This is a genomic window from Pseudomonas sp. Ps21-P2, from assembly GCF_039672565.1.
Classification (GTDB): Bacteria; Pseudomonadota; Gammaproteobacteria; order Pseudomonadales; family Pseudomonadaceae; genus Aquipseudomonas.
This window is the reverse complement of record NZ_JBDFPL010000006.1, coordinates 302731-326684: the sequence shown is the minus strand read 5'-3', so window position 1 is coordinate 326684 and position 23954 is coordinate 302731. Positions and strand designations below refer to the sequence as shown.

The 23954-nt window shown below is 60.1% G+C and carries 24 protein-coding genes; 5 read left to right on the top strand and 19 right to left on the bottom strand.

Annotation, left to right across the window (positions count from 1 at the left end; genetic code table 11):
* Positions 1-265: 265 nt before the first annotated feature.
* Positions 266-1090: a tRNA 2-thiocytidine(32) synthetase TtcA gene (gene ttcA, locus ABEH28_RS17445; RefSeq protein ID WP_192172926.1), complete on the top strand. Its 825-nt coding sequence runs from the start codon at positions 266-268 to the stop codon at positions 1088-1090.
* Positions 1091-1238: 148 nt separating this feature from the next.
* Here ttcA and ABEH28_RS17440 read toward each other — a convergent pair whose 3' ends face one another.
* From ABEH28_RS17440 to arsC, 16 genes are all read right to left on the bottom strand, one after another.
* A complete protein-coding gene (locus tag ABEH28_RS17440; protein ID WP_346630659.1) occupies positions 1239-2156 on the bottom strand; it encodes a dihydrodipicolinate synthase family protein in 918 nt (305 codons plus the stop codon).
* Positions 2157-2408: 252 nt separating this feature from the next.
* The gene (locus ABEH28_RS17435; protein ID WP_346630658.1) at positions 2409-3446 is read right to left on the bottom strand and encodes a proline racemase family protein; all 1038 of its coding nucleotides are present in this window, start codon (positions 3444-3446) and stop codon (positions 2409-2411) included.
* 25 nt (positions 3447-3471) lie between these two features.
* Positions 3472-4194: an amino acid ABC transporter ATP-binding protein gene (locus ABEH28_RS17430; protein WP_065992809.1), complete on the bottom strand. Its 723-nt coding sequence runs from the start codon at positions 4192-4194 to the stop codon at positions 3472-3474.
* Entirely contained in the window at positions 4187-4837 is a 651-nt protein-coding gene (locus ABEH28_RS17425) for an amino acid ABC transporter permease (RefSeq protein WP_282371234.1), read from the bottom strand. Before ABEH28_RS17425 ends, ABEH28_RS17430 begins: the two co-directional genes overlap by 8 nt.
* Before the next feature lie 10 nt (positions 4838-4847).
* Positions 4848-5513 carry an amino acid ABC transporter permease gene (locus tag ABEH28_RS17420; RefSeq protein WP_192172923.1) on the bottom strand — a complete coding sequence of 222 codons (666 nt, stop codon included), beginning with the start codon at positions 5511-5513 and terminating at the stop codon, positions 4848-4850.
* The gene (locus tag ABEH28_RS17415) at positions 5506-7278 is read right to left on the bottom strand and encodes an aconitase X (protein ID WP_192172922.1); all 1773 of its coding nucleotides are present in this window, start codon (positions 7276-7278) and stop codon (positions 5506-5508) included. The genes ABEH28_RS17420 and ABEH28_RS17415 overlap by 8 nt, the downstream gene beginning before the upstream one ends.
* 229 nt (positions 7279-7507) lie before the next feature.
* Positions 7508-8281: a transporter substrate-binding domain-containing protein gene (locus ABEH28_RS17410; RefSeq protein WP_346630710.1), complete on the bottom strand. Its 774-nt coding sequence runs from the start codon at positions 8279-8281 to the stop codon at positions 7508-7510.
* Between the two features lie 531 nt (positions 8282-8812).
* Positions 8813-9562, bottom strand: coding sequence for an AraC family transcriptional regulator (locus ABEH28_RS17405; protein ID WP_346630709.1), 750 nt, complete (start codon positions 9560-9562; stop codon positions 8813-8815).
* Positions 9563-9845: 283 nt separating this feature from the next.
* Complete coding sequence (locus ABEH28_RS17400; protein ID WP_346630657.1) at positions 9846-11126, bottom strand: FAD/NAD(P)-binding oxidoreductase; 1281 nt, start codon at positions 11124-11126, stop codon at positions 9846-9848.
* Entirely contained in the window at positions 11123-11359 is a 237-nt protein-coding gene (locus ABEH28_RS17395; protein ID WP_346630656.1) for a (2Fe-2S)-binding protein, read from the bottom strand. The genes ABEH28_RS17400 and ABEH28_RS17395 overlap by 4 nt, the downstream gene beginning before the upstream one ends.
* Complete coding sequence (locus tag ABEH28_RS17390; RefSeq protein ID WP_346630655.1) at positions 11352-12488, bottom strand: FAD-binding oxidoreductase; 1137 nt, start codon at positions 12486-12488, stop codon at positions 11352-11354. Before ABEH28_RS17390 ends, ABEH28_RS17395 begins: the two co-directional genes overlap by 8 nt.
* A complete protein-coding gene (locus ABEH28_RS17385; protein ID WP_346630654.1) occupies positions 12485-13435 on the bottom strand; it encodes a 4-hydroxyproline epimerase in 951 nt (316 codons plus the stop codon). The genes ABEH28_RS17390 and ABEH28_RS17385 overlap by 4 nt, the downstream gene beginning before the upstream one ends.
* A gap of 490 nt (positions 13436-13925) precedes the next feature.
* On the bottom strand, positions 13926-14609 hold the full coding sequence (locus ABEH28_RS17380; protein ID WP_346630653.1) for a GntR family transcriptional regulator: 684 nt from the start codon (positions 14607-14609) through the stop codon (positions 13926-13928).
* Positions 14610-14699: 90 nt separating this feature from the next.
* Complete coding sequence (locus ABEH28_RS17375) at positions 14700-15371, bottom strand: DNA-3-methyladenine glycosylase I (protein ID WP_192172916.1); 672 nt, start codon at positions 15369-15371, stop codon at positions 14700-14702.
* A 146-nt stretch (positions 15372-15517) separates the two neighbouring features.
* A complete protein-coding gene (gene wrbA, locus ABEH28_RS17370; RefSeq protein WP_346630652.1) occupies positions 15518-16123 on the bottom strand; it encodes an NAD(P)H:quinone oxidoreductase in 606 nt (201 codons plus the stop codon).
* A complete protein-coding gene (arsC, locus tag ABEH28_RS17365; protein ID WP_346630651.1) occupies positions 16120-16473 on the bottom strand; it encodes an arsenate reductase (glutaredoxin) in 354 nt (117 codons plus the stop codon). The genes wrbA and arsC overlap by 4 nt, the downstream gene beginning before the upstream one ends.
* A 135-nt stretch (positions 16474-16608) precedes the next feature.
* Between arsC and ABEH28_RS17360 the strand changes: the two genes are divergently transcribed.
* Positions 16609-17076, top strand: a complete 468-nt coding sequence (locus ABEH28_RS17360; protein ID WP_346630650.1) for a TlpA disulfide reductase family protein — start codon at positions 16609-16611, stop codon at positions 17074-17076.
* A 49-nt stretch (positions 17077-17125) separates the two neighbouring features.
* On the opposite strand, the gene ABEH28_RS17355 is transcribed toward ABEH28_RS17360, so the two are convergent.
* Positions 17126-17731 carry a GNAT family protein gene (locus ABEH28_RS17355; RefSeq protein ID WP_346630649.1) on the bottom strand — a complete coding sequence of 202 codons (606 nt, stop codon included), beginning with the start codon at positions 17729-17731 and terminating at the stop codon, positions 17126-17128.
* Between the two features lie 266 nt (positions 17732-17997).
* Between ABEH28_RS17355 and ABEH28_RS17350 the strand changes: the two genes are divergently transcribed.
* Positions 17998-18888, top strand: a complete 891-nt coding sequence (locus ABEH28_RS17350; protein ID WP_346630648.1) for a nucleotide-binding protein — start codon at positions 17998-18000, stop codon at positions 18886-18888.
* 636 nt (positions 18889-19524) lie between these two features.
* Here the strand turns inward: ABEH28_RS17350 and ABEH28_RS17345 are convergent.
* Both ABEH28_RS17345 and ABEH28_RS17340 read right to left on the bottom strand, forming a co-directional pair.
* A complete protein-coding gene (locus tag ABEH28_RS17345) occupies positions 19525-20127 on the bottom strand; it encodes a hypothetical protein (protein WP_346630647.1) in 603 nt (200 codons plus the stop codon).
* A 174-nt stretch (positions 20128-20301) separates the two neighbouring features.
* Positions 20302-21222, bottom strand: a complete 921-nt coding sequence (locus ABEH28_RS17340; protein ID WP_346630646.1) for a hypothetical protein — start codon at positions 21220-21222, stop codon at positions 20302-20304.
* A gap of 331 nt (positions 21223-21553) precedes the next feature.
* Here ABEH28_RS17340 and ABEH28_RS17335 point away from each other — a divergent pair, with 331 nt between their 5' ends.
* Positions 21554-22663 (top strand): DUF3182 family protein, encoded by a 1110-nt coding sequence (locus ABEH28_RS17335; RefSeq protein ID WP_346630645.1) that lies wholly within the window; start codon positions 21554-21556, stop codon positions 22661-22663.
* On the top strand, positions 22647-23417 hold the full coding sequence (locus ABEH28_RS17330; RefSeq protein ID WP_346630644.1) for an alpha/beta fold hydrolase: 771 nt from the start codon (positions 22647-22649) through the stop codon (positions 23415-23417). The genes ABEH28_RS17335 and ABEH28_RS17330 overlap by 17 nt, the downstream gene beginning before the upstream one ends.
* The last annotated feature ends 537 nt before the right edge of the window (positions 23418-23954 follow it).

The following is a 23954-nucleotide window of genomic DNA, read 5'->3' as shown; positions in this document are numbered from 1 at the left end:
GATGCCGTCAGGACAAGGTCACAGTCGAGCAAGGGAAATGGCTGGGACCTCTCAGGTCAGTATAGAAAGCTGAGCACCCGTAAACCGGAGGCGTTAGAGCGATTGAGGCGTTCAAAGGCGCTGTTAATAGCGGTTGGCGATCAAGGGCCCTCCATATCGACGGTGGTTCCACCCGCGACAGCCATTACCCGAGCCGGTCTTTTTGCGTAAAATGCCGACCCTTTCCCCACGTCTCTTCCCACCACAGCGAGCGGATACCAGCGCCATGGGCACCCTTTCAGTCAATCAGAACAAACTGCAGAAGCGTCTGCGTCGGCTCGCGGGCGAAGCGGTGGCCGACTACAACATGATTGAAGAGGGCGACAAGGTGATGGTCTGCCTGTCCGGCGGCAAAGACAGTTACACGCTGCTGGATGTGCTGCTGCATTTGCAGAAAGTCGCGCCGATCAAGTTCGACATCGTCGCGGTGAACATGGACCAGAAACAGCCGGGCTTTCCCGAGCACGTCCTGCCGGCGTACCTGGAGCAACTGGGCGTCGAGTACCACATCGTCGAGAAAGACACCTATTCGGTGGTCAAGGAGCTGGTGCCAGAGGGCCGGACCACGTGCTCGCTGTGTTCGCGCCTGCGTCGCGGCACGCTGTATACGTTTGCGGATGAAATCGGCGCGACCAAGATGGCGCTGGGTCACCACCGAGACGACATCGTCGAGACGTTTTTCCTGAACATGTTTTTCCAGGGCAGCATCAAGGCCATGCCGCCCAAGCTGCGCGCCGACGATGGCCGCAACGTGGTGATTCGTCCGCTGGCGTATTGCGCCGAGAAGGACATTCAGGCCTATTCGGACTTCAAGCAATTCCCGATCATCCCGTGCAACCTGTGCGGCTCCCAGGAAAACCTGCAGCGTCAGGTGGTCAAGGAGATGCTGCAGGAATGGGACCGCAAGACCCCGGGCCGCTCCGACATGATTTTCCGCAGCCTGCAGAACGTCCAGCCCTCACAATTGGCGGACCGCAACCTGTTCGACTTCACCAACCTGCGCATCGACGAAACCGCCGCCTCGCGGTTTGTGAATGTGGTGAATGTGTAACGCCGACATCCCGGTTCCCGGCTAAAGCCGGTCCTACTATGGTCGCGAGTTCCGTCAGTAGGACCGGCTTCAGCCGGGAAGAGGCCGGTTTGAACACCACAGATCTACGCCAAAACACGCGGATCGGTTCACCCAAAAACCAAGCGCATCAAAGCCCCACATCCGGCAACACCGGCTTGTTCGCCAGCGCAGTCTTCATCAACTGCTCGACATATTCCCGATCACTGTCCGGCAGCGCCAGGCGCGGTGGGCGGGTGAGGGCGCTGCCGCGTTCCATGATTGCTTCGCACAGCTTGATGCACTGCACCAGGTCCGGACGCGCATCCAGGTGCAGCAGGGGCATGAACCACTCATACAGCGCCATCGCCTCGGCAAAACGCCCGGCCTTGGCCAGACGGAACAACGTTTCGCCCTCTTTCGGGAAGGCGTTGGACATCCCCGACACCCAGCCCACCGCGCCCACCGCGACGCTCTCCACCAACACGTCATCCAGGCCCGCAAACAGCACGAAGCGATCCCCCACTTCATTGCGCACGTCGATGAAGCGGTTGGTGTTGCCCGACGAATCCTTGAAACACACGATGGTGTCGCAGTCCGCCAGGGAGATGAGGATGTCCGGCGTGACGTCGTTCTTGTAGATCGGCGGGTTGTTGTAAACCATCATCGGCAGGTCGGTGGCGGCGGCCACGGTGCGGAAGTGGGTGGCAGTTTCGAAGGGCTTGGCCGAGTACACCAGCGCCGGCATCAGCATGATCCCGTCGGCACCGGCTTTCTGCACTTCTTTGGCGACAGCACTGGCATTGGCGCTGGTGAACTCGGCAATGCCGGAAATCACCGGCACGCGCCCGGCCGAGGCGTCTTTGGCGGCTTCCACCAGGCTGATCTTTTCGGCGACGCTCAACGAGGTGTTTTCCCCCACGGTCCCGCAGATCACCAGCCCCGACACGCCATCGCGCACCAAATTGGAAATGACCTTATGGGTGGCCTCCAGATTGAGGGAGAAATCGTCGTTGAATTGCGTAGTAACGGCAGGGAAGACCCCGCTCCAGGACACGGACTGGCTCATGATTGACTCCTGATTGGATAAAGGTATTTCGTATACGTTATTGTTTCCGCGGAGAACGCCCGGGTATTGGGTGTTTCAACGGCATCTCAGACTGCCTCGGTCCCCTGTAGGAGTGAGCTTGCTCGCGAATGCGGTGTATTTGTCACCACATCCATCGCAGACGTACCGCATTCGCGAGCAAGCTCGCTCCCACAGGATTTGCATGCGTCCAGCCAAATCGGCTGTGCAATCATTCGCAAACCGACGCAGCATCTACAGCTTCAACCCCACCGGCCAGGTATCACTCAACTTGTACCCCTCTGGCCACGGATCGCTCGGGTCGAGCATGTGCTGGTGCGTGCCGGTGATCCACGCCCGCCCGGACAGGCTCGGGATGATCGCCTTGCGCCCGGCCACCTCGGTCTCGCTCTGAATCCTGCAGTGAAACTCCGAGCCAATGATCGAGCGCCCGATAAACCGGTCGCCCACCTTCAGCTGGCCCTTCGCATGCAACACCGCCAGCCGTGCCGAACAGCCGGTGCCGCACGGCGAGCGGTCGATTTTGCCGGGACGAATCACCACCGCGTTGGCCGCATGGGCCACGCCGCCGTCGAAACTGACCGGCGCGGCGATCTGGCAGAAGGAAATGTGATTCCAGTCCTTGTTCAACGGATGGCTGAAACCCAGCTGCTCATTGGCGGCCTTGGTGATTTTCAGGCCGGTGTCCACTAGGTCCTTCGCCTCATCAGCGGTCAACGAAAAGCCCAGCTTCACCGAATCGACGATGGCAAAACTGTCGCCGCCATAGGCGGTATCCACCTGAATCGAACCCAATCCTGGCACCTCGATCCACACGTCCAGCTGATCGGCGAACGACGGGTGGTTGTGCACCTCGACGCTCGTCACCTTGCCGTCGCGGCACTGGGCAATCGCCTCAATCAACCCACCGGGCGCCTCCAGGATCAGGCGGGTTTCCGGCTCGGTCATCGGCAGAATCCCGCTGTCCAGCAGCACCGTCGCCACGCACAGGGAGTTGGAGCCAGACATCGGCGGCACGTCGGCCGGTTCCATGATGATCCAGCCCATCTGCGCTTTCGGGTGCTTGGGCGGCACCAGCAGATTGACGTGACGGAACACCCCGCCGCGTGGCTCGTTGAGCATGAAATTGCGCAGCACGTTGTCCTTCTCGATCCAGCGCGACTGCTCCCAGATCGTGTCGCCCGGCGGCGGCGCAACCCCGCCGACAATCACATCGCCCACCTCACCTTCAGCGTGACAACTGACCACATGAATCACTTTCGTTGAGCGCATGACCTAAGGCCCTCCTGAAATGGCTCTAGTTGATTGATCGCAAAAAATCCGCCGTCTCCGGCCGTTGCGGGTTGCCGATCACCTGATCCGGCGTGCCGATCTCGTGCACCAGCCCGTTGCGGAAAAACGCCACGCGGTCGGACACGTCCCGGGCGAAGCGGATTTCGTGGGTCACCAGAATCATCGTCATGCCGTCCTCGGCCAGCATGCGCATGGTGTCCAGCACCTCGCCCACCAGTTGCGGATCGAGTGCCGACGTCGCTTCGTCGAACAGCATGTAATCCGGCGACATCGCCAGCGCCCGGGCTATCGCCATGCGCTGTTGCTGACCGCCCGACAGCTTGCCGGGGAACACCTTCAACTTGTCACCCAGGCCCACATGGGTCAGTTGCTTGACCGCCAGCGCCTCGGCTTCGGCCTTGCTTTTGCCCAGCACCGTGCGCGGGGCGAGCATGACGTTTTCCAGCACCGTCAGATGGGGAAACGCGTTCCACTGCTGAAAGACGATGCCGATTTTCTGCCGCAGCTTGTTGATGTCCGTGCCCCGGGCATGCACCTCGGTGCCATCGACGCGAATGCTGCCGCTCTTGATCGATTCCAGCCCGTTGATGCACATCAGCAGCGTCGACTTGCCCGAGCCCGAACCGCCGATGATCGACACCACTTCACCCTTGTTCACCTGCAGGCTCACGCCCTTGATGACCTCAAGCTCGCCGAATGACTTGTGCACGTTGTCGATCTCAATCATTTTCCTGCCACCTCGTTTCCAGCCGGGCGCCCAACCGGGCGACCACCAGACTCATGACGTAATAAATCAGGCCGGCGATGCACAGCACCAACAGCGGCTCCTGAATGCGCGTGACGATGGTTTGCGAGGCGCGCAGCAGTTCGACGATGCCGATCCACATCACCAGCGCGGTGTCTTTCATCACCCCCAGCAGCAGGTTGATCCAGCCGGGAAACGCCACGCGGGTGGCCATCGGCATGACGATCTGGCGCAGGTCCTGCCAGTACGTCAGGCCCAGGGAACGGCTGGCGCGGCGCAACGTGAGCGGTACCGACAGCACGCCGCTGCGCACGATCTCCGTGCAATAAGCGGTGACATACAGCCCCAACACCACGCAGGCCACGGCGAAGGCGCTCCAGTTCAGGCCGACGATGCTTTTCAGCGCGTTGAACAGCACGAACTGAATCAGCAACGGCACGCTGCGGAACACGTCCAGCACCCATGCCAGCGGAATCGTGCTGCGCGGCAGGAGGGCGCGGGCCATGCCGCAGACCACCCCGGCCAGCGTGCCGATGATCATCGACACCACGGTCAGCAAAATCGTGACCCAGGCGCCCTGAAGCATGAATTGCAGGTCGTTCCAGGTGAACGTGCTCTCGAACATGCCCATCTCCTCAGTACCGGAACAGCCGCCAGGACAGCAGCCGGGCAACGGCCACGATCAGCTTGGCGATCAGGTAATAGAGCACTGCCGCAATGGCGAAGAATTCGAAGGTGCGGAAGGTCTTGACGTTGTAGTCCTGGGTCACGCCGGTGAGGTCGTTGTTGAGGCCGACGATCACCCCCATCGAGGTCATCAGCACGGCCCACACCATCTGGTTGGTCAGCGGATAGAAAACGATGCGCAGCAACTGCGGAATGACGATCAACCGGTACGCCTGTGGCGCGCTCATGCCCAGCGAACGGGCGGCGCGCAATTGCGTGTCGGGCACGGCCTTCAGACCACCGCGGAAGTTCTCCGCCAGATAGCCCGCGTTGTTGATCGTGATGCCGGCGAGCAACGCGGCCCACGAACTGATGTGCAGGCCGAACGAGCCCAGTCCGAAATACAGGATGTACACCTGAAACAGCGACGGCGTGTTGCGAGCAATGGAAATCCAGGTCGCGGCGAAACCGCGGAACAGAGGGTTCTTGCCCTGGCGCATAAACACCAGAAACAGCGCGATGGTCACGCCGAGGATCATCGACAGCGCGGCGGTTTCGAAGGTGACCCACGCGCCGCTGAGCATGTCGGGCAGGGCCTTGAACGCCGCGCGCCAGTGGAAGTTGTAATCAAACATCTGCGCTGACCTCCGCCTGGTGCGCCGCCATCAACCAGACCGGCAGGCGCCCACTGGCGACACCGGTGATCGCGCTGTCGACGCACTCGGCCAGGCTGGCGAAATGTACGCGACGCCCCACAAGGCCCGGTGCGTAGTGCGCGTATTTGCCGGAGTTGGTCATCAGGTTGCGCGCGGTCGGCGGAATCACCGGCTCGCCGAGCATGCACCAGCAGGTGTCGGTGACGAACTGCACGCCGAAGTTTTCGAGCGTCTCGACATAGCCGGCCTGCTGCGCGCGTTCCAGGGTGGCGCGGCCGCAGGTGATCACGATCGCCACGTTTTCATGCTTGCGCCGGCTGCCACACAGGTGCGCCAGCGTCGCGCATTCGCTCAGGGAAAAATGCGGGTTGCCCAGCGTCACGGCGTCCACTTCCGGTGTTTGCGCGCTGTTCAGCTCGCGCCAGCTGTGCAGCAGGTCCGCCGGGCTGACCCTCAGGGTTTTCTCCGGCGCATGCCCGTCCAGCGCCAGCTCGGCGGTGGTGGCTTCGGGGGTCACGCCGGCGATATGAAACATCGGCGCAGCGGACGTGGTGGCGAACGCCGCGCCGAAGGCCTTGAGGTCATCCAGCGTGGGCGCCTTGTGTTCGAGGCCGCAGATTACCGGGATCGTGGCGCCGCACTGCAGCCCGACGTGATAGCCGAGCAGCGGGTAGAAACTGTCGTCGAGGCCGTCCAGTGCGGGGACGTCGATGCGCAGGGTGGCCAGCCGTTGTTGGGTCAGGTGGCAGCCGATCTTCGGCGCGCGGCCGGTGAGGGCGATGCAGATGTCGAGGTAATCGGGGTACTTCAGGGTACGCGCGCCGATTACGCTGTTGGCGTAGACCACGGCGTTGGATTCGGCCCAGACGATTTGCTCGCCGAGCTCCGGGGCGCTGTCCAGCAGGTACGGCGCGCAGGTAAAACTCACCCGCGCGCCCATCTCCAGATAGGCATCGCCCAGCTGACTGGCCGGCTCGCCGAGGGCCGGATCGACGCCCAGTTCCCGCCAGCGGCGCTTGTCCACGGAGATGGAATTGAGGGTGGTGGGCACGCGGACTTTGCCGCCCCAGGCCACCAGTTGCCGGGCGAAACGCAGGCTGGCCGGGCCGGTGTAGATGCAGCCGTCGATGTGCGCCTGGGTGATGTCCAGCAGTTCGGTCGCGCCTTGCAGTTCGGCCATGCGCAGGATGATGCCCATCGCCACCTGCGCGGCTTTGCCGTAAGCGCCATCGAGAAAGCCCTGGTCGGTTTCGGTCAGGGCGATGGTGCTGATGGCGCGGCGGTCCGCCTGAAGTGGGTGATCGCGAAAAAGTGGAGGCGGAGGGCTGGAAAAGCCGCTCACGCGGTCATCTTCGACCCGCACGAAAGCGACGTCCCGCAGTGCCGCAAAACCCGCTTCGCCGAGGCTGATCACCGGAATCGAATGGCCAAACATCTGCTCGGCGATCAACACGCCGAGGGTGAGGATGTCTTCGACGCGCTCGAAGACCAGCGCGGCGGGGGCGTGGCCGTTGAGGATCAGTTCCAGCAACACGCTGCTGCCGGTACACGAACCGCGCCCGCTGGGAATGGCCAGCACGCGACCGTTGATGAACCGGCCGCTGAGGGGGTGATGGCGGTCGATCACTTCACCGGTAAACGGCTCGACCCCGCCCCAGAAACTCAGGCCCACGTCGGCGTACAGCAATTCGCCCTGAGCGCTGCCGGAAACGAGACAGCGCCCGTTCAACGAGACTTCAGACATCGTGGGCTCCTGAATGAATGACCCGGTTCCGGGATTCGATCGTTTCCGGTGATCGTTCCCATGCTCCGCGTGGTAACGCCGCTTGCGACGCTCCGCGTTTTGGCTTTTTGACGCGGAGCGTCTGGGGCTGCATTCCCACGCAGAGCGTGGGAACGATCAGCGTCTGGGCTGCATTCCCACGCGGAGCGAGGGAACGATCATCGTGAGGCGTATTAACGATCAAGCAATCTCAGTAATAGACGCCCGGCACGGTCAGGTCGACCGGCTTGCCGCCCACCCACTTTTCATACAGCTCGGCATAGCGTCCCGAGCGCACTTGCTGGTTCACAAACAGGTTCAGGTAATGGATCAGCCCGTACTCGTTACGCTTGGCTGCAAGGGAAACGTAGTCGATGGTGTAGGGCGCGTTACCGACAATCTTCAGGCCTTTGTATTTGCCGGATTTGATCGAGGCGGCGGCGACGGTGTTGGTGACGACCGACGCCTTGATGTGGCCCTGGGCGACGGCGAGGATGGTGTCGTTCTGGGTCTGGTACGCGCGGAAGCTGCCGCTGCCCCATTTCTTCTGATCCTTCTCCAGCGCGATCGCTTCGAACGTGCCGCTGGTGTTGCCGACATCCTTGCCCTTGAGGTCGTCGTAGCTGTTGATACCAGCGTCTTCGCGGGTCAGCACCACCATCTGGAAGGCGAAATACGGGATGGTCATCGCCACCGTTTTTGCCCGCTCCAGGGTGTCCGAAGTCGACGCCACGATCACGTCAGCGCGCCCTGAAACCAGTGCAGGAATGCGGTCCGGAAACGGCGTTTCCACCACCTCGGCAGTCACCCCCAGCACCTTCGCCAGGTCGTTGCAGTAATCGACGTCAAACCCGACCGGGTTGTTCTTGTCATCACGGGACCCCATCGGTGGGAAGTCCAGAGTCACGGCGCAGCGCAGTTTGCCGGAGTCGATGATGTCATCGAGCTTATCGGCCAGCGCGGTGTTGATAAATGAAGAGCTCATGACGGCGAGGAGGACGACGGCGACAGCTTGGTTTTTCATAGAAGCCTCGGTGCGTGCAAAGGAGGGGAACGGTCGGATAAGTAATTTCGTATACGATATTTGATATGCACGCAGCGTGCCTGTTTTGCCAGTACGGCGTACAGGGCTCTGGATAAGCGGGCCGGGGTTTTGATGAGTGTTTTAAACGCGCGGGGCGGTGTTACATAAAGGAGCAGGAATGCGCGGCGTGCTTCATTGATGCACGTTGCCGTGCGGCAAAGATGCAGATTACGCCGCACTGCAATCACCGTAGGACCGGCTTTAGCCGGGAACGCGTCATTCGGAACACTGCAAAATCAACGGTGCACACCCCGGCCTCTTCCCGGCTAAAGCCAGTCCTACAGAAGCACCGCGATCAACTAGTGGGACCGGCTTTAGCCGGGAAGGCGTCGGTCGTCACACCCGAGATTTATGGTGTTCCCACAGGCCTCTTCCTGGCTAAAGCCAGTCCTACAGAAGCACCGCGATCATCCAGGGAGGATGGCGGTGGATTCATATGCGCCGTTGCGAATCCCGATACTCACTCGGCGAAGCCCCGGTCATCGCCTTGAACTGGCGACTAAACGCACTGTGATCCGTATACCCACAGCGCAGGGCGATCTCGGTGATCGACAGGTCTTCCTGCAACAACCGCGACGCTTCACCCAGCCGCGCCTTGTGGATCATCTGCCGGGGCGTCAGCTGGAAGATGCGTTTGCAGTGCCGCTCCAGCTGGGCAATGGACAGCCCGGCAATGGCCGTCAGTTGCTCAAGGGTGATGGGCCGCGCGAAGTGCTCGCGAATGTACGCGTCGACCTCGACCAGCTTCTGATACGCCGGGTGGGTCGTCTGCAGAATTTGCAGATCCCGGGAGATACCCGCCAGCCCGATGATCGCGCCCTGACGGTCCCGCAAAGCGATCTTGTGGGTCAGACACCAAATCGGCTGATTGCCGTAATAAAGGTGCAGCTCCAGTTGATCGCTCAGTTGCCTGCCATCGGCCAGCACGCGGCGGTCCTGGGCGGTGTACAGCGGGCCGAAGCGGGCAGGGAACACTTCTTCAGCGGTCAGCCCGACGATCTGGCTTTTCTCCTTGAAACCACAACGCTGCACGAGCGTCTGGTTGACCAGCGCATAGCGCGCCTGGGCGTCCTTGACGAAGAAGACCACACCCGGAATCGCATCGAACAGCGGCGCGACCAACGCCAGGCTGGCGAGCAGTTGTTCGAGATCGTGCAAGGGCGCTGCGGGGATGAGGTCAATCGTGTTCACGGGCAGGACGGCCGGGCGGGAGATGGGTCGATGATGCGGGATGTTGGGTGCGGCGGCTAGTCGGGGGGCGACTGGAGCCGCCGTATCAATAAATCAGTCCTCTTGGAACAGCGCTCTGAGTGCCGAGATCCCTGCAGACGAAGAAACTGTGGGAGCGAGCTTGCTCGCGAAGGGGCCGAGACATCCGCTGGATATTCCGCGTTCTAAACACCGTCTTTGTGAGCAATGTGGAGCGCCACCCCGTTCACTCACGCAATTTAATAAATCAGGCGCTTTAAACAGGGGCCCCCTCGTCCAGACACGCCAGCGTCGAGATCCGCGCCGGGCTGAACGGCGGACGCAACAACGGAGGGTCCCAGCCGAACAACGTCTGCGCCGCCGTCCCACAGATCCGCCCCTGACACGCGCCCATCCCGCAGCGGGTGGCGAGTTTGGCCCCGGTCCAGCTGCCATGTTCCGCCAGGTCCGCGTAACCCACGTCCTCGCAACGGCAGACCAGCGTTTCCGGCATCGCCAGGTGTTTCAGCGCAGGATTCAGGCGGAACACTGTGTTCAACCGATCCGCAAAACCTTGCCAGCGCTGCCGCTCAGCCCACAAGCCTCGCGCCTTTTCCCGTTCACCGACCGCCACCAGCCCGGCGATCCGGCCTTCGACCAATGCCAGTTCACTGCCACCGAAGCCGGTGCATTCCCCCGCTGCGAAGTGATCGGGCAGACGCGTCGCCTGCCACTCATCCACCACGATGGCCTGATCCTGAACAGTACAGCCGAGCGCCCGGCCGATCTCGACGTTGGGCACCAGACCGAAGCCACAGGCCAGCCGCTCGCAGGCCAGCTCTTCAATCTTCTCACCCACCCGAACGCGCACGCCTTCGAGCCGATCCGTGCCCAGCGCCGCCAGCACATGGGCCGAGGTTCGGTAGGCGGCACTGGCCAGCGTAATCGCCTGAATCGCCTTGTTCGGCCAGCGCCACAACCCGGCGGCAAATCCGGCGACGGCGCTCAAAGGCGCCTGCTCGGCAACGCGCACGACCTCGGCGCCGTGCTTTTGCGCGGTTGCCGACGATGCCAGCAACAGCGGGCCAGTCCCGGCAATCACAATGCGTTCGTCTTTCACCTGCAGGCCGCCTTTGATCAGCGCCTGCAAGCCGCCGGCGCCGGTGACGCCCGGCAGCGTCCAGCCGGGGAAGGGCAGCAGCAGCTCCCGTGCGCCGGTGCACAGAATCAGTTTGTCGTAACTCAACACCCAGCCGCGCTCGGCGTCTTCCAGCAGCAAGCGTTTCGGCCCCGCCAGCGCAACCACTTTGCAGCCGCTGTGCAGGCGAACGTTGCTGAAACCCTGCAACTGCCCGCGCATATCGTGAGCCTGTTTCGGCACCTCAGCGTTCGGGCCGTCGCGCCAGATTTGCCCGCCCGGCAGCGGGTTGTCGTCGAGCAGGGCGATGCTCAGCCCGTAAGGCGCCGCAGCCAGAGCCGCCGCCATGCCGGCCGGACCTGCGCCGATGATCAGCAGATCGACATGCTCGGTCGTTGTCGCGTTCACGGCCACGGTCATGGCTGAGTCTCGACGCGCATGCCGTCGCCGCAGATCGTCTGGCAGGCCAATCGGCGCAGGCCGTCGATGCTCACCCGGCATTCCTGGCAAATCCCCATGCCACACAAGGGCGCGCGACGCTGGCCGCTGACCGACGTGCGGCTGCAACGATCACCGCTGGACATCAGCGCGGCGGCCACCGTGGTGCCTTGGACGAAGCGAAAGGGCTGACCGTCGATGCTCAACTCAGGCATGGGCGCGGGCTCCGATAAAACGATGGGGCAAATACGGTTCAACGGCGAGGGGCGGCGGTGTGCGCAGCATTTGCGCGGCGAGCAGGCGGGCGGTGCCGGTTGCCGTGGTGACGCCGAGGCCTTCGTGCCCGACCGCCAGCCACAGGCCGGGTTGATGCGGGTGCTGGCCGATCAGCGGCTGACCGTCGGGGCTGGCGGAACGAAAGCCGGTCCAGCTGCGGAGGCCGTTCATGTCGCCGAGGCCTGGGAGGAAATCCATGGCCCGGCGCAGCATCTGCCCGAGCATGGCTGCGTCCACGTCAGGATCATGGTTGTCGAACTGCCGCGATGAGCCGATGAACAGCTGGCCGGTCGGGCGCTGCTGCACATTGAACGCCACCGAGGGGCCGTTGCCCTTGTGGGCGCTGGTGACGTAGCCCAATTCGACCAGGGTGTGGGTGATCTGCGCGGGGTAACGGTCGGTGATCAACAGGTGGCCTTTCTTCGCTTGCAGCGGCAGGTCAGGGCACAGCTCGCGGGCGTAGATGCCGCTGGCCAGCACGACGGCGGGGGCTTGCAGCCACTCACCATTCGCCAGCCGGACACGGTTGCCCTGGACCTCCACGACTTCGGCCTGACGCTGGACAACCCGTTCGGGTTGACGGTGCAACAGCCAGCGCGCGGCATTAGGCGCGTACAGAATGCCGTCGCCGCTGACCTTCAAGGCGCCGAGCAGGCCGGATCGCAACGACGGCTCGGCTTTTGCCAGTTCGGCGCCGGACAGCAACTCGCAGGCCAGACCGTATTCGCTCAGCGCGGTTTGTTTGCGCTCGGCTTCTTGCATTTCTTCTTCGTTGCAGGCCAGCCACAGGGTGCCGTTGGTGCGCATCGCGCAGTCGTCCGGCATCTGCGAAGCCAGCTCGCGCCAGGCCCTGACGGAATATTCCCCGAGCGCCAACTCGGCAGCACTATGATCGAGAACAACCAAGTGACCCATCCCCGCAGCGGTCGCGGCGGGGCGCTGACAATCCAGCACCAGCACGTGCAAACCCTGAGACGCCAGCTCATCCGCGCATGCCGCGCCGACGATGCCGCCGCCAATGACGATCACATCAGCAACATGGCCTTGCAGCGTGGCGGCGTCCGTCACGAGCGAATGCCCCAGGCGAACGGGTCTTCGTCGTACAGCAGCAAGGTGGCCTCGGCGCTGATGTAGGCGCGGCCGCGAATCGTCGGCACGATGCGGTCGCCCGCCTGCCGCTCGCCGTGCTCCCAGACGAAATGGCCTTCGAACTGACTGCCGATCACGCTGGCCTGCTGCCAAAGGGTACCGGGTTGAAGTGTGCCGTCTGCCGCCAGGCACGCCAGTTTGGCGCTGGTGCCGGTGCCGCAGGGCGAGCGGTCGTAGGCTTTGCCGGGGCAGAGGACGAAGTTGCGGCTGTCGGCGTGATCGTCATCGGCGAACAGCTCGATGTGGTCGATGACGCCGCCGTCTTCGCCGCGAATACCCTGGCTTTCCAGCGCCTGCCGGACCTTCCAGGTGTAATCGGTGAGGGCGTCGAGGTTGTCGGCGGCGACGCTCAGGCCGTGGTCGGCGATCAGGAAAAACCAGTTGCCGCCCCAGGCGATGTCGCCGGTCACGCTGCCCAGTTCTGGCACCTCGACGACGAAGTCCTTGCGGTAGCGGTACGAGGGCACGTTGTCGACGCTGACCGAGCGGTCGTCGTGGAGCGTGGCCTGAACCGTGCCGACCGGGGTTTCAATGCGGTGCACGCCGGGGCCGATCTTGCCCAGATGCGCCAGCGACACCACCAGCCCGATGGTGCCGTGGCCGCACATGCCCAGGTAGCCGCTGTTGTTGAAAAAGATCACCCCGGCGCAGGATTCGGGATCCACCGGCTCACACAGCAGCGCGCCGACCAGCACATCGCTGCCGCGGGGTTCAAGCACCGTCGCCGCCCTCCAGTCATCGAACTGCTCGGCCAGCAACTGACGCCGCTCGGCCATGCTGCCCCGCCCAAGATCGGGGAACCCGTCGAGCACCAGCCGCGTCGGCTCGCCGCCGGTATGAGAATCGAGGATCTGGATGCGTTTCATGTATTCCCCTCAAGCGGTTATTAATGGCCACCACGATCCCAGCGGGACCAGCGCGTGCACCCGGTGGAGCTGGCTACGACGATCTCTGGTGGGACCGGCTTCAGCCGGGAAGGCGTCGGTCGTCGCGCTGCAAGTTTTGTGGCGTTAACGCTGGCCTCTTCCCGGCTAAAGCCGGTCCCACTAAAAGCAACGCGTGCACCCGATGGAACTGGCTACGACGATCCCTTGTGGGACCGGCTTCAGCCGGGAAGGCGTCGGTCGCCACGCTGCAAGTTTTGAGGCGTTAACGTTGGCCTCTTCCCGGCTAAAGCCAGTCCTACAAGGAGCATTGCGTACACCCCCGACGTACCGGGCGATCACGATCCCTGGTGGGACCGGCTTCAGCCGGGAAGGCGTCATCACTATTTCCAATAGAGTGGCGCGTACGTCGCCCAGGGTCTTGACCGATTTCACCCTCGCCAATGACGAAATCGGCACAGTCGCCTGTCGTTCAGATCTCGCTGAGCACCGCGTGGGGGAGGTGGGCGTAGAGGGTTCGGCAGACGCCGATGATGTGGTGCTCGATCAGTTCGGCGGCTTTGTCCACGTCACGATCGGCACAGGCCTTGAGGATCTCGCGGTGTTCCAGGTCGGCGCGCTCTTTGCCTTCGTCGAAACTCATTTGCACGCGGAGGTAGCGTTCAACCTTGTCGTGGATCGAGCGAATCATGTTCAGCAAAAACGGCCGTTGCGCCGCTTCATACAGACAGGTGTGAAACGCCCAGTTCAGCTCGGCCCAGCGTCCGATGTCGTCGTCGCGCATGAATTCGTCACAGATGGCCCGGGCCCGATCCAGCTGTGCAGCGGTCATTCGCGGCACGGCGAGGCGGATGGCTTGCACTTCCAGCAGCACCCGTACTTCAAAAATCTGCGCCAGCTCCGGCTCGGAAATCCGCGTGACGACGGCGCCCTTGTTGCGCTGGAACTGCACCAGCCCTTCGGCTTCCAGACGCTTGAGCGCTTCGCGCACGGGGATCTTGCTGACGTTGAACACGCGGGCGATGTCGTCCTGACGAATCGGCTCGTCCTCGGCGAACTGGCCGGAGATGATCGACTCGCGCAGGTACTTGGCAATCACCTCGGACGCGGAGGGCGCGACACCGAGGTTGGGGGCGTCAGGAAGAAGGAAAGGCACGCGAATGACTCAGCAGTAGGGGACGGCGAATATTGTATACGACGTCCGATTTGTTACGCGCTGTGTCTTTTCACTACGCCGGAGAAACGATCAATGGTTGGCGGTGTAAGACAGCATCATCGACAGCTGACACATCGGCCGTCCGCTCTCGGCATGCCACTGGTTGAACGCCGCTTGCACCGCCGCCTGATCACGCTGGCTGCTGGGCACACGGTCGACGATCTTCTGCGCGTTGAGCGCCGCGACCACGTCATTGCTCGGAATGAAGGTGTCCTTGCCAACCATGCGCAGGAAGCGCGGCGACGACAGCCCGCCCATCTGATTGCCGTGCTTGAACAGGTAACGCCACAGCCCGACGATATCGGTGACCGGCCATTCCGCGATGAAATTGCCGAAGCTGCCGTGTTCGTGGGCAATGTCGAGGATCAACTGGGCGTTGCGCGGCACGCTCTTGAGCTTGCCCAGATGACGGATGATCCGCGCGTCCTGCATCAGGCGTTCAAGGTGATCGCCGCCCATCAGCGTGACTTTTTCCGGATCGAAGCCAAAGAACGCTTGCTCGAAGGCCGGCCATTTAGCGTCCACCAGGCTGTGCTTCAAGCCCGCACGAAAGACCCGCAGCGCCATGGTCGACAGGTAACGGTCGTCGCTGAGGGCTTTGAGTTTTTTAGTCGTAGCGGGGGTCGGCAGATGCGCCTCGAGGGCGGCGACGGAACCAAAGCGGTTGAGACAGTATTCATGGAGCCATTTGTAGTCTTGCATGCCCTCTCCAAAACAAAATTCATGTGCGCGATCGCTGACGTAGCGCATTTCCGAGCGCCGACGCAGAACCCCGGCAGGGGCTCTGTGTTTGACCCGGTTTGAGCAAGGGGTTCCAGCAATCGAGCGTGAGCAACGCCTTGAGCTGTCTAGCCCTGCGGCGGGTTAAGCAACAGCGCGGTTTTCGCCAGCCGCTGACCGAGCGAGCGGCACAGCGCGGTTTCGTGCTCATCCAGCGCGCGTTTGCCATCGGCACCGGCGTGATGACTGGCGCCATAAGGCGTGCCGCCGCCACGGGTTTCGATCAACGCCGCTTCGCTGTAGGGCAGGCCGCTGATCAGCATGCCGTGGTGCAGCAGGGGCAACAGCATCGACAGCAACGTGGTTTCCTGACCGCCGTGCAGGCTGGCGGTGGAGGTGAACACGCTGGCGGGTTTGCCCACCAGTGCGCCGGTCAGCCACAGGTTGCTGGTGCCGTCGAGAAAGTACTTCAGCGGCGCGGCCATATTCCCGAAGCGGGTCGGGCTGCCCAAGGCCAGGCCCGCACAGTTTTTCAGGTCATCCAGAGTGGCGTACAACGCGCCTGCGTCCGGAATGCTCGGCGCCACGGCTTCGCAGTCAGTGGACACCGCCGGCACCGTGCGCAGACGCGCTTCCACGCCGGTCATCTCGACACCACGGGCGATCTTCCGCGCCATCTCCGCGGTTGCGCCGTTACGGCTGTAAAACAGAACCAGAATGTAGGGCGCGCTCACGGCAGGATCTCCAGAATGTTTTCCGGCGGACGGCCAATCACGGCCTTGTCGCCGACGACGAGAATGGGGCGTTCGATCAACTTGGGATGGGCCGCCATGGCGGCGATCAGTTGCTCGTCGCTCAGGCTGGCGTCAGCCAGGTTCAGGGTTTTGTACTCATCCTCACCGGTGCGCAGCAGCCCGCGAGCACCGATGCCGAGCTTGCCCAGCAGGTCGCGCAGTTGCGCGGCGTCGGGCGGGGTTTCGAGGTAATGAATGATGGTCGGCGTCAGGCCGCGGGCTTCAAGCAATTCCAGCGTGCCGCGGGATTTGGTGCAACGCGGGTTGTGATAAAGCGTGAGATCGGTCATTTGCGGGTCGCATCTTGCCTGAGGTGGCGGCTATTCTACCTGCGTCACGGTAACGACCGGTAACACGCGGCGAGGGATGCGCAATCGGCGCAGCGTGCATCTGGAAAGAAAGAGCACCTAGAAGGAAACAGCATCATGGCAAGGCGATTGGCAGCGGCGGCAGCACTGATTGGAAGTCTGTTGCTCAGCGGGTGCGGCGTGGACCTCGGCACCGACCAGAATGGCGAGAAAGTCGCCAGCAGCCGCGTCGACAAGCACTGGCTGGTGGTCAATTACTGGGCCGAATGGTGCGGCCCTTGCCGGACCGAAATCCCCGAACTCAACACGCTGTCCGAGCAGGTGAAAGGGCAGAACGTCAGCGTGTTCGGCGTCAATTTCGACAACCTCCAGGGCGAAGACCTGAAGAGCGCCAGCAAGGCGCTGGGCATCACCTTCACCGTACTGGCCCAAGACCCGGCCGAACAATTCGACCTGCCGAAAAGCGAAGCCCTGCCGGTAACCTACATCATCGACGACAAGGGCAAAGTGCGTGAGCAATTGATGGGCGAACAGACCGCGGCAGGGGTGATGCAGAAGCTGACGGAGTTGAAAGGGAAGGGCTGAGGCAGATCATGGGCGGTCAGCTTAATTGCGCAACGGCATTGCTCGCTGATTAACGCTCATCGGCCAGAAGTGCCCAGCGCTCGTGATCGCACCAGACCCCGGCGATCTGCAGGTATTTCGGGGAGAACCCCTCTTTCCGAAATCCGAGACGTTTGACCAGCGCGATTGAACGCACATTTTCAGGTTGAATATTAGCCTCGAGACGGTGAAGACCCAACTCTTCAAAGGCATACCTCGTCGTCAGTTCCACCGCCTGTGACATCCTTCCCGTCCCGGCAAACGAGACCATGCCCCAGTAGCTGAGATACGCGTTCTGAAATCCTTTATAGAAAATCTGGCTTAGGTTGGTCACTCCAACGATCTGACCCGATTCTGTATCGCGAGCCAGTAGGCCAACGCTCGCGCCTGTGATTTGAGCGGAGTACCACTCCTCGAAACCTGTGGCGGTTGTGAACGGCTGTACCCAGCGGCCGTGGTAGTCCCGGCTTTCCCGATTCGCGTGTAGGAGCTCGTCGATATCGGTGCGCGTTACCCGGGCGAGCTTGACGTCTGATGTTTCCATAATATCTTTTCGTTTCCTGCTTTCCTGACCGCTTCTCTGGCTCACTAACGCCCATTCCAAAGAGGCTGCGTCCTGCGAACCTTGTGATTTCATGATGAAGACGAAACCGCACTGAGTCCAACCAGGCTAGAGCGTTGGTGTGCGCTGGCGGCCAATAGTGGGTTGTCACCAGCGTCCGCCATCGACCCAAAGCGGCCGGTGGTAACCGATGAAAAATATTCCCCAACGTTTCTGATCGCTCGAAAGCGCCCGTGTGGCGAATGCTTTGCTTCAGCTAGGCCGAGGACCGCGATATGCCAGCTGTGGCCTTTTCCTATATCTGATAATGTCCTTTATCAAATATAAAAGGATCTGCCGAAATGGCTCGAGCCAAGCCCCCAGCCAATACAAACGCCCCAAAATTACAACTCCCTCCGCAGGGCATAGAGCGGGGCATCACTCGGCTGGATGAATGCATCAGCGAGCTAGAGGCTTTTGATATTCAAACCTTGGGAAACGGCAGCTGCCCTGAATTGAAGGCGTTGGAGGTCAGTATCCAGAGCACTTTGGTTCGCTATTTTGGTGAGGATACGTCGGCTTACAAGCTGTATTCGGGCGCTACGGTGCTGGGCCATTTCCCGATGGTCTGGGCGATAGGAGGAGGGCACGCTCCGCCAGTGGATTATGTAACCCCCGTGCGTCGCAACATTTCCGAGGCGGTAGCGCTACTCAAACAAGCTCAGCGAGCATTGAAAGAAGATCTTGCTGAGCGTGGGCAGTCGATTGAAATCGGCTCCTCAGCCGAGAAAGCGGCGGTACTACCCTCTAATCGCGTTTTCGTCGTGCATGGCCATGATGAGGCTGCACTCCAGGGCCTTGCGCGGTTCCTCGAAAAGCTAGGATTGGAAGCCATTATTCTTAAGGAGCAACCTGATCAGGGCTGCACCATTATCGAGAAGTTTGAGGGAACCGCTGACGATATTGGTTTTGCGGTGGTGTTGTTAACGCCAGACGATCTAGGTGCGTCAGTGAAGGCTGAGACCCCGGACGCACGAGCGCGGCAGAACGTCATCTTTGAGCTGGGCTACTTTGCTGCAAAGCTCGGCCGAGGCCGTGTGTGCCTGTTGCGCAAAGGTCATGTGGAAATACCTTCAGACCTGTATGGGGTCATTTATTCCGACATGGATCCTGCGGATGGATGGAAAGCCAAACTAGTGGGTGAGCTCAAGGCCGCGAAACTGGACTTTGATGCCAACAGATTTTGGCAGTGAACAAGGTCGTTGCTGTTCCAGGCTGATTTACCCGCGTTGATTGCAGTAGTAGGTAAGTCAGCAGAAACCCGGTTTGTCGAGTTTTTCACGGCCAACATCCGCAATCCCAATACGCGGCGGGCCTATGTGCGGGCAACCAACGAATTCCGAAGCTGGTGCATAAGCGCGGGGGTTTAGATCTGCGCGCTGTGACGCCGCTGCATGTGGCGACTTGGATCAAGCTGCAGACGCAAGCGCTAGCTCCGCCTTCGGTGAAACAACGCCTAGCCCCGATGCGGCATTTGTTCGACCGGCTGGGGGGTGGGACAGATCGCTGCTCATAACCCTGCTACGTCTGTGCGTGGCCCCAGTCACCTTGGCGATATCGGCATCATGCTCTAGCGCATTGGTTGCGGCCCTTGGGTTATAGCTTCGTTGGCGCATGAAAATCCTAGCGATAAGGGCGATGGTGTCCGCTTAAAAAAAACGCGGACACCATCGCCCTTAATACTGGGGTTCGGTAGGTGACTTGGCCGGACGATTACTGTTAGGGCAGCTAACGGCCAAAAGTGGACATTTGTCAGGGCCTACAGAAGTCGTCAGGTGGATGATTTATTATTGCATCAGAAAAATAAAAAGGTGCGGAACAGCCGGCTTTTATGAGCGAAATACTCCGCCACTGCCATCGAATCTTACTAAGAGATCATGAATTCTAGCTAACTCATCAACTATTGGCTGGATCTCGTATCGTTCACCCAGCACTTGAAAAATTCCTTCCTTCAAGTAGTAAGCCCTGAATATATGATGGGGCACGCCTGAGTCTTCAGGCTCAGCAAGAATGAGGCTAGGGAAGATGAATCCAACTATCCCCTCTTGAAGATAAAGATCAAGCCGCTCGTCAAAGTGCTCAATCGAATTTCTTAACGCCCTATTCATTAGGGGGCTATCGCCTTTCACACCAAAGATCTTTGACAGATACTGCCCGCGATCTCTGTGAATGGTCTTTCCTTCCGCTCCCTTGACACCATCACGCGAAGGGGAAAAGTATCGCGATATCGCTCCAGATTGATTGATGAGGTTCTGCAAGCAGTCCAGCAATAAGCTCGTCTTCTCTTGCGGGTCAATCTCCTCAATCAAGATTTTTTCGATGATCTTTTCTGCGATACTGCACGACTGGAAGGCAGACGTGGTATTGAAGAGCATCGACTGAATATAGAACGCCTCGTATGGCTTCCAGATACTAAATTCCTCACCTTCCATTCATCACCCAAGATCATATTAGAAATTTAGCATCAATCTACCGAAGAATCGATCCTAGGATCGCTGCTGAATCTTTGAAAATCCATTTGTAGTTGCTTACAGTCGGTGGCGAACATTGCTAAGGACAATACACAATTCTGTTTTTTATCGGTAGAACTTCAGCTCACCAAGTTATTATCCTTTAAAGCTTTTCAAAAACTTAGTTTTGTACTTGCTAGGACTAGTGATAGCTTTGGACAGCTCCGTGCCGCTACCGATTCGTTTGAAGTAACTGATATCCCGATTCATGTGTTTATCCAAAACATCCCAGTCAGGCGCACTACCTAATGAGCGCGCGGAGAAATCGTTCTCCTCTAGCAATCCCAGCATTTCAGGATAGCGCTGTTTGTAGAAGTCCCATGCAGATAAGAACTTAGTGCGGACATGCGGCGCTGGATGATTGCGCATCTGGATGTATATATCTTGGAGAAAACGAACCTCCCATGTGACATGGGGCGCAATATCCCCCATATGCATCTGGTAATTTTCGACAGGGAAGCGGCCGCCAGCATGTTCATTCAGTTTCTCTAATGAACGGTTGAGATAGACAAAAGAGAAATCTGCGTTGAAAGGCGCCAACCGGAAAAACCGATTGTGCCTTGCGCACTCCTGGTCCATGAACAAGCCAAGTGATGGGATATCCTTTTCAGCGAGATATGCTGATATCAAGGCAGTACCATAAAAACACTCAACGTGTTTCAGATCGTAGTGGGAGAAATCGCCGGCCACAAGGGCCGCACGGAAGTAGATATTTTGACCGGTAAGTCGGTGATGTAAGTCCTCGGCGAACTCGGTGAGATACCAGACGAGATACTCTCTGTCGGCGTCGTTGGAGGCTGGCTTAATATTGTAGACCAGAACTGTGTCTGAGAAGACTATGGTCTTGAAGCTGTTATGTGTGTGTACATTGAGACTATCTAGAATCGAATAAATACGCGCTACCTTCCTTGGTTCCTTGCGCACCATATCGGTAAACCCCAAAACATCTATATAAAGGAGAAAGCGGTCCGTCATACCAAAGTTCTCTGTTTTACCGGAAGCAGGCATCATCGCCATTTCTGCGCAGCTTTAATAGCCCTCGGCACCAGCCACCAGGCTCCGTAGCCCCAAAATCGGCCGAGGGCTGACCGCCTGAGTGACCGCTTAGGGTCGAAAGCAGCCCTTCGGTGGGCGTATCGTCGGTAGACAATCGGCTGGTCGCCCGCCATAGGGATCAGCTTTTTGTTCGAGGAAGGCGCACCTGCCCAAGTAACCGTTGGTGACCTTCACGTATCGGCCGTTGATCAGCAGCACTGAACCACTGCTTTGGTGGTCATTCCAACGTGCAACGTGACCTCAAACCGCCATTGCTCAGGCAGCTTGCCTGACCAGCGACCGGAGAATCCTGATGACACGATGCAGCAAAGCGGCCGTAGTCCTGCTTGTGGATGAACAGGCTCCCCCTGAGCATGAGCGCCAAGTTCATCGAAAGCTTGGGGAACGGATTGCCCAGCTGATGGGGATTCGCTTCTTGGAAATCGACGAAGCGGCCATGATTGACCCCCTCGCGCTTTATTACCTTCCTGCCCGCACCCTTATCGGCGATGACCGCCAGCGCGAGCTGGGTATTTACACACTCGACGACTTTTTTGGCGGTCTGGTGAGTCAGCCCTACATGGCCACTAAAGCCATCTCCCACCAGCTGCTTGATGGCGCAACGGCCCCGCCAGGCTGGGCAGCCGATTTCGCTCGGCTGGCACGCGATGCGCTGCTCAGGGGTTTTACTGTCTTCAGCGTTGACGATGCCTTACGCGCCGGCAGACGGCTGCTGGAAGACGGTCCGCTTCGGATAAAACCCGTACGCGCCACGGCAGGCCGCGGCCAGCGCGTGGTGAGTTCGCCAACGCAACTAGCAGAAGCATTGGACAATCTCGACAGCAGAGAGCTCGCCGTGTGGGGCCTCGTGCTGGAACAGAATCTGAGCTCGGTCACGACTTATAGCGTGGGTCAGGTAACGATTGCAGGGCTTACGGCCAGCTACTTCGGGACTCAACAACTGACCCACGACCACGCTGGCGAAGAGGTCTATGGCGGTTCGCAGCTGACAGTGGTGCGCGGCGGTTATAGGCATCTCCTCGCCATCGACATCGACCCAGTGGTCCGTACTGCGATTGATCTGGCACAACGCTACGAGGCCGCCGCCTTCCAGGCATTCATTGGTTTTATCGCATCCCGACGCAATTATGACGTGGTGCACGGACGTGATGTTCAGGGCCAATGGCGCACGGGTGTGCTTGAGCAGTCCTGGCGGGTGGGTGGCGCCAGCAGCGCCGAGGTCCTGGCATTGCAGGCATTTGTGGAAGACCCATCGTTGCATCAGGTGTACGCCAGTACCCACGAAGTTTTCGATAACCTGCCGATTCCCGACGACGCGGTGCTGTTTTATCAGAGCGATGATCGTGAAGTTGGACAGATCAGCAAATACGCACGGATCCATGACAATGGGTATTCAAAGTGAACCGATCGACATTCAGGTCGATGATGTCAGCATTTCCGGTACCGTTCTGACCCCCAGCGCGCACGTGCCGGGCATCCTTTTTGTACATGGCTGGGGCGGCAGTCAGGAACGCGACCTGGCGAGGGCTAGAAATATCACCGGTTTGGGTTGCGTGTGCCTGACATTCGACTTGCGAGGCCACGAAAAAACCTTCAATCAGCGCCAGAGCGTCACGCGAGAGCAGAACCTCAACGACCTGCTTGCGGCCTATGATCGCCTTGCCAGCCATCCTTCGGTGGACACTGCCGCCATTGCCGTGATTGGCAGCAGCTATGGAGGTTATCTGGCCACGCTGCTAACGCGACTGCGTGCTATCCGCTGGTTGGCGTTGCGAGTGCCTGCTCTGTATTGGGACGCCGAGTGGAACGTGCCCAAGCATGCCCTCGATCGCGAGGGCTTGGCACGCTACCGTCGCACCAGTCTGACGCCCACGGATAACCGCGCGCTGGCCGCATGTTCAGAGTTTGCGGGAGATGTGTTGCTGGTTGAATCCGACCAAGATGACTACGTGCCGCACGCCACCCTGATGAACTTTCGCTCAGCCTTCGTTAACGCGCATTCGTTAACTCATCGCATCATCGACGGCGCCGACCACGCGCTGAGCACCGATGCCGCTCAAAAAGCCTATAGCTCGATCCTCACCGCGTGGGTTGGAGAAATGGTAGTGGGTGACCGACTGATTAATTACCCCCATCACTCGCCTCGGTATTCTTAGGCGGTATTGGCCATGGACGGCCGATACGTTTGCCGGGCAGCACACTCTAAACGTGATGTGTAGAACGTGGGTGGCATTGGCTCTCGCCAAAGGTATGCAAGAAGTCAATCACGGCCCTTTCACCCATGGAAGTGTTTTTGGTCAAGGACGTGAACCCTGGGCAAAGGGCTGGAAGATTGTTGCGGTGGTGTCCCAGGTGATGCCTAATGCCGCCGATGATGGCCCGGTGGCCTGCTATGTGCTGGCCGCAAAAAGCCCAAGCCCGCCCCAAATATCTCAGCGGCCGCCCTGGCCAAGGCTAACGAGGGACTAAGCCGTTGATGCGTTACGCATAACGGGTACTTATGTTTAGGTGCGGATGCGTGCCCGGGATAACCACTTGGGCAAAGTAGATTGTGTCGTAGCCGTTATTGGCTCGGCATAATGTGCCAGCATGTGCTGCACATATTCCATTAAGAAGCTAAGCACTCCGCTTATTAATTACGATGAGAAATAACTAAAGTAATCACGCAGCCGTTTGTCACGTTTTTGGGAGAT